Here is a 9,237-nt window from a genome sequence, read left to right as displayed (position 1 = left end):
CCCACCAAGGTGGCCCGCTCGGTGCAGGCCATGCAGTTGCGGTACGCCACGGTGACCGGGGTGGCCCGTGATGACCTGGCCGATGAGGGTGTGTGGTTGTACGCCGAAACGGTCCGGAAGATCCATGAACTGAACCCGGGCACCGGGGTGGAGTTGTTGATCCCGGACTTCTCCGGCAAGCCCGAGCACATCGCGGCGATCTGTGATTCCAAGCCCGAGGTGTTCGCGCACAACGTGGAGACCGTGCCGAGGATTTTCAAGCGGATCCGTCCGGCGTTCCGGTACGAGCGGTCCCTTGATGTCATCACCCAGGGCCGGGATTTGGGTATGGTGACCAAGTCCAACCTGATCCTGGGCATGGGCGAGACCCGTGAGGAAATTTCTGAGGCGTTGCGGGACCTGCACGCGGCCGGGTGTGATTTGATCACGATCACCCAGTACCTGCGCCCGTCCGAGCGGCACTTGCCGGTGGACCGGTGGGTCAAGCCGCAGGAGTTCGTGGACCTCCAGCACGAGGCCGAGGAGATCGGTTTCCTTGGTGTGATGTCCGGGCCGTTGGTGCGGTCCTCGTACCGGGCCGGGCGCCTCTGGGCCACCGCGATGCGGAAGAAGGGCTGGGAAATCCCGGCAGCCCTGGCCCATATCGAATCCTCCGGCACCACCCGCCAGGAAGCCTCCACCATCCTCGCCGCCCACAAGTAGGCAAACCGTCCTCAGCCGCGTCGCCCCACCAGGCGGCGCGGCTGAGTTGTTTCACCCGCGGTAGAACCGGTTCCTGGCGCCCATGTGATCCAACTGGAAGCACCAAGCGGCCCGCCCGATGCCAGAGGTAGCAGCGTCCAAGCTGCGTTCCAAGGTGGGGACGTCAATGACCTGTTCGTCGGGGGCGAAGATGAACTCGTCCCCCGTGTGGATAAGGCTCTTTTCCGTCTGGGCCGCCGTGTACCCGTGCACGGATGGTCGGGTCCAGAAGATGCCTTTACTGACAATTCTGGCGGGCACACCTGCGGCAGTAGCGTTGGATGGGACATTCTTGGTAATCAAGGCACGGGCAGCAAGAATGCTGCCGGAACCCACCTTGGCTCCCTTGAGAAGGAGCGTGTCTTCCCCCAACCAAACATGGTCTCCCACCCAAATGGATTCACTTGGATTGACCCGCTGATGGTGCTCCACTGAGTAGATCAAATGAGGGTCGGCCGTCCTGAAGGCAACCCGCGACGAGAACATTGCGTCCCGGCCCACGATCACGTGCTTGCGTTCAGTGGGGAGGACGCGTGCTTCGGCCGTGAAAGTAGCACCGGGCCCCAAATAGAACACGGACTCTTCGAATACCGTCACAATCAGCCTGATGAACCCATGGGATTTCCGGAGATGGATGACGGCGTCGTTCCCCAGGAAACGGAGCCTTGTGTTCCGCAGCCTTGTTCCGTCCTCAATGAACAGAACGTTTCCGGTTCCCGCGAATTCCACGCTGGATGAGGTGAATTCAGAACCGGGCGTTTCCTTGAGGTGCACGACGTTGTCTTGAATCGCGGCGACGTCCGCGTAAGAGCGGATGATCTGGTTTTTTGGCGCTTGGGCACTGCTGGGTGAATCAGTGGTGTCCTGCACCGGCCAACACCTCCCCGGAGTCAGCAAGCACAACACTGGTGTCTTCCCAGTCGATGCCGGACAGGACCTCCGCAGCTTCGGCATGCGTGTCTCCGTGGACGATCAGCAACAAGCGCTGGGCTCCGGCGGCGATGACAAACCTCAGCGCTGCGATGTCCGCCAATGCCCAGCCATCAAGTGGTTGAACTACAGCCTTGAAAGCGGTTCGAGAGCTGCTGTCAGGGACGTCTGCACTCATTGAATCTGTAGTGGCAACGAAATGGATTTCCATCGTGTCTCCGTCACCGGCCAGAGCACGGCAGTCATAACGGAAGCGGGCGACGGTGTCGCCGTCGAGTATTGCGTACTCTTGCGTGGTTTCTGTCTCAAGAGTCAGCGGCTGGAAACTTAAGTTCGTCTTTGGCACCTGGGTTCCCGGTTCTACAGCCGCAGGCAAAGCGGCCGTCCACTTGGCTCCGTCGGCCTTCATGGCGATGACCTCGGAGAGCTGGGTTACGGGGTCAAAGGCCGGGAAGAGGCTCTGCTCCCCTGCGGTGTATTTAACGAAGTGGTAGGAATGGTCCGTCATCAGCTGCAGGAACCGTGTTCTCCCCGAGCTCCCGGCGATGAACCAGTTGGCCCCAGCGACCATGGAGGCTTCGGCGTCGATCCGGACCTGCACCTGGAGGGTCTGGCCGTAGCGGAAAGTACGCATCTCTTCGCAGGCGAAGTGTTCCTTCACCCGGTGGCTGAGGAAACTCCGGATGATGCACAACATGGCAGGAAGCGCGGCCCTGGCGACATCGGAGTGTCCGCCATTGATGCGGTATTTCGAGAGATTGGGTATGTCGGAGGCCAACTCGATCAGTGAGTGGTTGCTCAGCTCATCGGAGTTCGTATAGAAATAATCAATTTTGCGTCCTTCCGCGAAATACCGGCGGAGGCTCTCCTCTGGTTGCCCGACATCGCGCAGGGCACGGTTCTGCAAGAGGTTGTCCTTGAAGAACGGCTTGTTGAAGTAGTACGGCAGGTTCATTTGCGGCACTGCAAGCAGCATGGCAGCACCGGGATAGTCCTTGGCATAGTGGATGGCAATGGAACCGCCCTTGGAGGCTCCGAAGAAGAGCATCTCTTTTCGATCAATGTGGAACCGGCTCCGCAGCCCCTCAATGGCTCCCCCAACGCGACTCTCCAAAGACCTGCCCGCGTTGTCCACCATCATGTAGGAACCGGCAACCAGGTAGCGGTCTTGGAAGCACACCATCAAGGTGTCCTGCAGGTCCGTTTCCGTGAGGTCCTTGAGGTAACTTACTGCGTAGGAAATCCGCGTTGTCGAGGGGCCAAACCCGGGGAAGGTGATGAGCATCTTTTTCGGGTTTGTTGTGTTGCCGCGCAAGGAGTAGAACACATCCCCGTGTTGCTCCACTCCATACTGCTCATCGTAGGCAACCTGCTGTTGCGTAGTGAACGCACCTCGGCCGATCATCAGCTCATATGGCGCGTCGATATCGACGGCGAAGCGGGAGACATCGTCCGAGGTGACCATGATATTGCGGTATTCAAGGGGGAAACCCCGGGCCGGTGGTTCCACCAGGTTTCCATAGACCACTTTCCCGTCCTGGAGAAGCCTGAATTGCTGCCCCTCCCAGGCCTCCCAATTGCCCAGGGTCAGCTTGGCAAAGTAGGCCCCTTGCGGGAGGCTTTCGGAGGCAACCCGGCGGAGCCTCCCCTCCAGGCCCTTGGCCTTGATGAAGCGCCGTACAGGTGAATCAGCACGGGTTGCCAGGACTGCCCTGGCAACCTCCAGCCCGGCAGGTGAGTAGGCCGCCGCCCGCCCCGCTTTGGTGATGCTCCTCTTGAAGCCATGAATCAACGCCATCAGAGACTCAACATCCTTTCGACGATCTTTTCGTTGATGCGTGCTGGGTCCACTCCCTCAAAGAAGCGCTCACGACGCCGGATGTACGTGGGGTCCTCGACGGCGAATCCCTCCCCGACGATGTGGTTCACCAGCTCAGAGTGCTCGCTGAACACCGGGCCAAGGCCGTCCTCGGTGTAGTCGAGGCGGCTTTCGTAGGGCTGGTCGTTGAAGAAGTCCACTGCATCCCAGTGGTAATACGCGATGGGCGTGCCAACGAAGGCCGCGTCGAGAGCCGCGGAGCTGTAGTCGGTCACTACGAGTTCAGCGGCGCGTATGGCCTCCCTGTAGGTCAAATCAGACCTCACAATGCGGTCTGTGAACCTGAACTGGCCTGCACGCTTTTCTACGTTGGGGTGCAGCTTCACATGCATGATCCGGTCTGTGTCCTCAAGGAACTTCATGAGCCGTGGGTCCGAGAGCAAGGCATCAATCGCATGGAAATAGCTCGACTGGACAAAGTGCTCAGTCGATGCCTGGTGCAGGTTGAAACGCCATGTGGGCATCAAGAGAAGATGCTGTTGTCCGTGGACATCACGGGCCAGGGACTCATATCGCGGCAATCCGCTGTTCAGGGTCTCAACCGGCGCCAATTTGCTCATGTAGTCCGCTTCGATCCTGCCCGTGGCGACGAACACGTCGAAGTACTTGGAGAGCACCCAGTCGGACATGTCGTTGAGTTGGATTCCATGCTGGAGGTAGACAAACCGGGAGTTGGCAAACGATTTTCCCCGGTACCTGATGTTGTAGATCTGAGAGGACACCACAAGGTCTGATATGAGGAATTTCTCATAGAACTCTTTGGTAAAAATGGAGATCAGGTTGAAGCCCTTGGCCTCGAGGCGCTCCCAATCGGGCGACTTGGGGTTGATCGCGAAATACGCATGGGCGAATTCGGGATGCTTCGCAGTGAAGTACTCATACAGATGCTCGGCATTGTCGTCCGCTTGATGCGGCCGGTCGAAGAAGAGGATGGTCGAGGAGGGGCGGATTGGCCTGTTATAGAAGTTGTAGCTCCCTGGCCTGGCATGGCCGGACCTGAGGTTGCGTGCCAGATAACACTTTCCGATCGTCAGGATTTCCTCGTTGAACAGCAACTCATACAGCGGTATCCCGCTGCTGGTGTCATCTGGCTTGTGGCTGAAAACCAGGTAGGAATCTTTGTTGCTGAGTTGTTTGTAGAACTGCCTGCCGTCTGCCGAATCGTCCAGCCAGCGGATCCAGGCAGCTTCGAAAGGTTGCAGTGGCTCAACCATTGCCAGCAGCTCCATCAGCTCGAAGCCGCTGATCAAGTCCCGAAGATGGTTCAAGGTAATGGACGTCGCTTTCTGCCCCCGGATCCCCCTGAGGAACAGTGCAACGTAGCGCAGGACCTGCAGCCTGATTTCTTTGGAGTGAACGGGCATCACCGGCAACAGGCGGTTGGCTTCAGCCGCAATCCTCAGGCCGATCGCGGCCTTGGTGTCCGATGCCATGGAGAAACCTGTGGTGAGCGGCCTGACCTTCGCTATGGACCAATACATCCGATAGCTGGTGTAGATGGCGGAGCGATCCACATCCCCGAGCGCCTCCAGCGCGTCGGACAGTCGCCTCGTGTTGAAGGCACTGCCAAAGACGTCGGTGTCGCGGGCGTAGTGGTAGGCGTCGTCGAGCTTGGTTCCGGCTACGTTCTTCGGGATGGGGCCTGTGTACATGACGGGCTCCGCAAGATAGACGGTGCGCGACTTGAGGTATTCGAAGAGGGTGGCCACGTAGTTCGCAGACAAGAGATGGGATGTCCGCATGAAGATGACGTACTTGCTGTCGATCTGCCGGCAAAGCCTGGCAATGACGGCCGTCGTCAAGGACTCGGCCACATGGAGGACAACGAAATGCGATTCAAGGCGCAGGCGCGCAGCTATCAATCGCCGGTACATGGCTGACTCGCGGTCGAGTTGTCCGGTTTCCTCCAGGACGATGGTGAGCAGTGGCGGCAAATCGGGCATGTGGTTCCTAGGGGATCGAACGTGGGAAATGCGCAGTATCGAGTCACTCCGGCGCTTGGGAGTCACTTAAACCAAGTGACACAGCGGGCTGGATCATGACGAAGAATTTAAGAATGAATCGCCTGTGGCCCGGCCAGGTTCCACAAGGCGTCCGGTGTCTGGGCGTACATCACGTAGAATTAAGGCACTATGGCGAACTCCCCTGATTCCAGCAACTCGACCCCCTCGGCCGACGCACCCAAGCGTGGGCTGTTCCAGCGCAAGCCCAAGGAAACCAAGGCAAAGAAGCCTAGCCAGCTGAAGCAAATCGCTGAAGTCTTCAAAATGACCCGGCGGAATGATCCCCAGGTCGTGTGGATCATGGTGCTGGCGTTCCTTGCCGTGGTAGCTGTCGCATTCTTGATCGGCTTCATCCTGGAGAACTGGGTCACAGGCCTGATCATTGGTATTCCGCTGGGTCTTCTGGCATCGGTTTTCATCCTTTCCCGGAGGGCCGAAAAGGCCGCCTTCGCTCAGATCGAGAACCAGCCGGGCGCTTCTGGTGCCGCCTTGGGAACCCTCCGCCGCGGTTGGGTCACACAGGACCAGCCTGTAGCTGTCAACCCCCGCACGCAGGACGCAGTCTTCATGGCCATTGGCCGCCCGGGCGTTGTCCTTGTCAGCGAAGGCCCCACACACCGTGTCAAGCCCCTTGTGGATGCAGAGCGCAAGCGCCTTGCCCGGATTCTCCCGAACGTCACCATCCACGTCCTGGAATCCGGACGCGGAGAAGGCCAAGTGCCCCTGAACAAGCTGGCAAAAACCATGGGCAAGCTCAAGAACGAGCTCACCAAGATTGAAGTGAACGCTGTCAGCAAGCGCATCAACTCCCTGGGGAACCGCCTGCCGATCCCCAAGGGCATCGATCCTTACAAAGCGCGCCCTGACCGCAAGGCCGCACGCGGACGCTGACGCTGTTCGTGGCAACGAAAAACCGCTGCTCCCCGTTTCGGGGAGCAACGGTTTTTTTGTTGTCTCGTTGCCGGGAAGGATGCCTACATCCGTATGAGGATCGTGTTCATGGCTTTATCGTGCAGGCCCCGCTGGTCGGGATCAAAGACGACCGCCGGAATAACCAAGCACAAGAGGATCGTCCGTACCACTGCGGCCACCGGGCCGGCCGGAGCACCACCCAAACGAACCACGTGGATACCAACGATCCTGTGTCCGATGCTGTAGCCCAGAGTACCAATCAAGAGAATCTGCTCAACCGCGAAAATGGCCAGCGTAGCCCACTGGTTGCCGCCGAAAGCGAAGTTGCTGATGACCAACGCAATGGTCCAATCCACAACGATGCCCAGGATACGGCGACCGGCGCGCGCGGTGGAGCCGGGACCCGACTCCGGCAACCCAAGTCTCTCGCCGGGATATTTGGAGATTCCGGACGTGTCCGGACCGCTCAACCAGGAGCCAATGTCTTTTCTGTCAACCACACCTTAAGCCTAACGGCTGGGCTGCTCGGTGTCCGACCTCCCACAGCTCCGGAAGAGGCCGCCAGGGGTGTTTGTTGGGGGCGCAGTGTTCGCCCACCGGACCGACGTGGACCAGACACCGGAAAGCCGACTACCGTTTACACAACAGATGATTCTGTAACCTGCCGGAAACAATACTGACACCCCCGGGAAATCCCATCTCCCTATGGTGGTATGAGTTGCCAGCCACCATTGCAAGGGGATGTTTTGTGTCTCCGGAGCTTTGGCATGGGCTGCACCACGCGGCCTTCCGGGCCTGTTACTTGATATGCATAAGGAGCATAGATGTTCAAGACTGCGGACGAAGTCCTCAAGTTCATCAAAGACGAAGACGTCAAATTCGTCGATATCCGCTTCACCGACCTTCCTGGTGTCCAGCAGCACTTCAATGTGCCGGCCAAGAGCGTTGACCTTGACTTCTTCGTCAATGGCCAGCTCTTCGATGGTTCTTCCATCCGCGGCTTCCAGGGCATCGCTGAGTCCGACATGCAGCTCATCCCGGATGTGACCTCGGCCTTCATCGACACGTTCCGCATCGAGAAGACGCTTGCGCTGAACTTCTCCATCGTGAACCCCCGCACCGGTGACCCCTACCACCGCGACCCCCGTGGCGTAGCCGAGAAGGCTGAAGCCTACCTGGCCTCCACAGGCATCGCCGACACCGCGTTCTTCGCTCCTGAAGCCGAGTTCTTCGTCTTCGACAACATCCAGTACGAGTCCTCCCCGCAGGGCAGCTTCTACAAGATCGACTCTGAAGAAGCCCACTGGAACACCGGCCGTAAGGAAGAGGGCGGAAACCTCGGGTACAAGACCCCCGTCAAGGGCGGTTACTTCCCGGTCTCCCCCACGGACAAGCAGGCCGATCTTCGCGACGCAATGTGCATCGAGCTGGACAAGGCCGGCCTTGAGGTTGAGCGCTCCCACCACGAAGTTGGATCCGCCGGCCAGGCTGAGATCAACTACAAGTTCACCACGCTGACCGCGGCTGCTGATGACCTGCAGAAGTTCAAGTACATCATCAAGAACACTGCCGATGCTTGGGGCAAGTCCGTCACCTTCATGCCGAAGCCTGTCTTCGGCGACAACGGCTCGGGCATGCACTGCCACCAGTCGCTGTGGAGCAACGGCGACCCGCTGTTCTATGACGAGAAGGGCTACGCAGGCCTCTCTGACATGGCCCGCTGGTACATCGGCGGCCTGCTGAAGCACTCTTCGGCAGTCCTGGCTTTCACCAACCCGACGGTCAACTCCTACCGCCGCCTGGTCAAGGGCTTCGAAGCCCCCGTGAACATGGTCTACTCGCAGGGCAACCGCTCCGCAGGTATCCGTATCCCCATCACGGGCACCAACCCGAAGGCCAAGCGCATCGAGTTCCGCGCACCGGACCCCTCGTCCAACCCGTACCTGGCGTTCGCTGCCCAGCTGATGGCCGGCATCGACGGCATCCGCAACCGCATTGAACCCCCGGCTCCCATCGACAAGGACCTCTACGAGCTCCCGGCCGAGGAAGCCAAGGACATCCCCAAGGCTCCGGGCTCCCTGGAAGAAGCTCTTGAGGCCCTTCGCGAGGACAACGAGTTCCTGCAGGCCGGCGGCGTCTTCACCCAGGACCTCATCGATACTTGGATCGACTACAAGTACGAGAATGAGATCCGCCCGCTGTCGCTGCGCCCGAACCCGTACGAGTTCGAGCTCTACTACGGCGTCTAAGCTCCACCACAAGCATTAACCAAGGCGATCCCCGTTCCACATGGACCGGGGATCGCCTTTTTAGTGAGCCAACTACTCAGTCTTATCCTGATCGCGTTCGCGGATGTTCCTGGCGATCTCATCCAGTTTCTCCTTGACGAAACCGGCAGCTTCCGACAGACCCTTTTCGGCGCTGCCGAGCGGATCCAGCTGAAGGTAGACCTTGTGGTCTATCGGGAGGTCGTATTCATCCTTCAGGTGGGTACCGCCGCCGACTCCATCCAGCGACAGGTAGACCAACGCTTCGGTTCGCGCAATGCCTGCGATGGTTCCGAAAACCACAGTGAAGTCATTGGGCTGAAAGCTCACGGACTGACCCACATGGCGCCGGTCCAACTCCCCGGCAAGGACGGTCTTCTCTGTCGAACTTCCCTTGTATTCCATGGACTTTCCTCTGCCTCGTGAACAGTGAACAGTGACACAAGAAGTCTATAAGGATACTTAGCGTCTGCGCAGCTTGATGCCCCACCAAGACCCGGCAGCG

Annotated in this window: 8 protein-coding genes; 3 read left to right on the top strand and 5 right to left on the bottom strand. The window is 59.2% G+C overall.

Annotation, left to right across the window (positions count from 1 at the left end; all coding sequences use genetic code 11):
• Positions 1-702 (top strand): lipoyl synthase (locus tag RQH14_RS17710; protein ID WP_311214443.1); only part of this gene is annotated, 702 nt, incomplete at its 5' end.
• 51 nt (positions 703-753) lie between these two features.
• Here the strand turns inward: RQH14_RS17710 and RQH14_RS17705 are convergent.
• From RQH14_RS17705 to RQH14_RS17695, 3 genes are read right to left on the bottom strand one after another with little or no spacing between them, the layout of a single operon-like run.
• Entirely contained in the window at positions 754-1,611 is an 858-nt protein-coding gene (locus RQH14_RS17705; RefSeq protein ID WP_311214442.1) for an acyltransferase, read from the bottom strand.
• Entirely contained in the window at positions 1,595-3,469 is a 1,875-nt protein-coding gene (locus RQH14_RS17700; protein WP_311214441.1) for a hypothetical protein, read from the bottom strand. Before RQH14_RS17700 ends, RQH14_RS17705 begins: the two co-directional genes overlap by 17 nt.
• Entirely contained in the window at positions 3,469-5,493 is a 2,025-nt protein-coding gene (locus RQH14_RS17695; RefSeq protein ID WP_311214440.1) for a CDP-glycerol glycerophosphotransferase family protein, read from the bottom strand. The genes RQH14_RS17700 and RQH14_RS17695 overlap by 1 nt, the downstream gene beginning before the upstream one ends.
• Before the next feature lie 189 nt (positions 5,494-5,682).
• On the opposite strand from RQH14_RS17695, the gene RQH14_RS17690 reads away from it, so the two are divergent.
• A complete protein-coding gene (locus RQH14_RS17690; protein ID WP_311214439.1) occupies positions 5,683-6,444 on the top strand; it encodes a DUF4191 domain-containing protein in 762 nt (253 codons plus the stop codon).
• Between the two features lie 83 nt (positions 6,445-6,527).
• On the opposite strand, the gene RQH14_RS17685 is transcribed toward RQH14_RS17690, so the two are convergent.
• A complete protein-coding gene (locus RQH14_RS17685; RefSeq protein WP_311214438.1) occupies positions 6,528-6,965 on the bottom strand; it encodes an RDD family protein in 438 nt (145 codons plus the stop codon).
• A 324-nt stretch (positions 6,966-7,289) separates the two neighbouring features.
• Here RQH14_RS17685 and glnA point away from each other — a divergent pair, with 324 nt between their 5' ends.
• On the top strand, positions 7,290-8,714 hold the full coding sequence (glnA, locus tag RQH14_RS17680; RefSeq protein ID WP_089594519.1) for a type I glutamate--ammonia ligase: 1,425 nt from the start codon (positions 7,290-7,292) through the stop codon (positions 8,712-8,714).
• A gap of 72 nt (positions 8,715-8,786) precedes the next feature.
• Here the strand turns inward: glnA and RQH14_RS17675 are convergent, their stop codons facing one another.
• Positions 8,787-9,137, bottom strand: coding sequence for a hypothetical protein (locus RQH14_RS17675; protein ID WP_311214437.1), 351 nt, complete (start codon positions 9,135-9,137; stop codon positions 8,787-8,789).
• Between the last annotated feature and the right edge of the window lie 100 nt (positions 9,138-9,237).

It is taken from the genome of Arthrobacter sp. WCS2018Hpa-7 (assembly GCF_031843805.1).
In the GTDB taxonomy this organism is placed as follows: Bacteria; Actinomycetota; Actinomycetes; order Actinomycetales; family Micrococcaceae; genus Arthrobacter.
This window is presented reverse-complemented; position numbering and strand designations above follow the sequence as displayed.